The following is a 1022-nucleotide window of genomic DNA, read 5'->3' as shown; positions in this document are numbered from 1 at the left end:
GATCGTCCCGATCGAGACCATCCAGATGCAGGCCAGATGGATCTTCTTGGGCAGCTTGTCCCAGCCGAAGATCCACAGGCCGATGAAGGTCGACTGCCCCGTCGGCACGGCGGCGTCCTCACCTTCGCCAAGCCCGACAGCTGGCACCAGCCCGACGTCACCACCAGCACGGATACCACCCGCTATGGCAAGGCCGAGGCGATGGCCTGGGACCGGATGCATCCCCGGCTCACCCACCGCGGCCCCTGGCTGGAACACGCGAAGGAAGAACTGCCCATCCTCCACGGCACGTTGATGCGGCTCAAGGTCGAGCGCCTGCCGGGCGACCGCGACCCGAAACCGGTCTGGCTGTGGTGCTCAGCCACCGCCGCGACGCCGGTGGACGTGGACCGCTGGTGGCAGTCGTTCCTCCGCAGATTCGACCTGGAACACACATTCAGGCTGATGAAGCAGACCCTGGGCTGGACCACCCCGAAGGTCCGCCACGCGGACACCGCCGACCTGTGGACCTGGCTGATCATCGCCGCCCACACACAGCTCCGCCTCGCCCGCCCCCTCACCGAGGACCTCCGCCGTCCCTGGGAACGGCCCGCCGAACCACGACGCCTCACCCCCGCACGTATCCGCCGGGGGTTTCGCAACGTCCACGCGACCGTGTCCCGCCCAGCAGCCGCACCAAAACCGTCCCGCCCAGGCCCGGGACGCCCACCCGGCTCGAAGAACAAGCACCGGGCCAAGCATCATGACGTCGGCAAGACGGTCAAACGAGCCGAATCCATCAAGGAGCACCAAGCCCGCCGAGGTTAAACGTCAAGCTGAGTACTCGTACTCATGGTTTGTGAAGTGACCGGGACCACACTCCTCGGCATGACGCACTTCCCGCCCCCGGCCGAAGAGCTGCGGCTCCTGGACGCCGAGCTGTACCGACTGGACGCCCGGCGCGCCCAGTTGCTGGCGCGCCGCGCCTGGCTGGTCACGGCCTTGCAGTCGGCGGCGCCGGGTCGCGCACCGGCCTTCGCCCC

Annotated in this window: 1 protein-coding gene and 2 pseudogenes; 2 read left to right on the top strand and 1 reads right to left on the bottom strand. The window is 68.4% G+C overall.

Annotated features, from left to right (window positions below):
- Positions 1–96: pseudogene (locus tag AB0I77_RS54020) on the bottom strand (cytochrome ubiquinol oxidase subunit I); the annotation flags it as partial.
- Between AB0I77_RS54020 and AB0I77_RS54015 the strand changes: the two are divergent.
- Positions 97–807 (top strand): annotated as a pseudogene (locus AB0I77_RS54015) (transposase); the annotation flags it as partial.
- A 24-nt stretch (positions 808–831) separates the two neighbouring features.
- Positions 832–1022: hypothetical protein (locus AB0I77_RS54010; protein WP_363290403.1), on the top strand; the 191-nt coding region annotated here is incomplete at its 3' end.

The organism is Streptomyces sp. NPDC050619 (assembly GCF_040654815.1).
GTDB lineage: Bacteria > Actinomycetota > Actinomycetes > Streptomycetales > Streptomycetaceae > Streptomyces.
The sequence above is the reverse complement of the archived record's forward strand: the minus strand, read 5'-3'. Positions and strand labels throughout refer to the sequence as shown.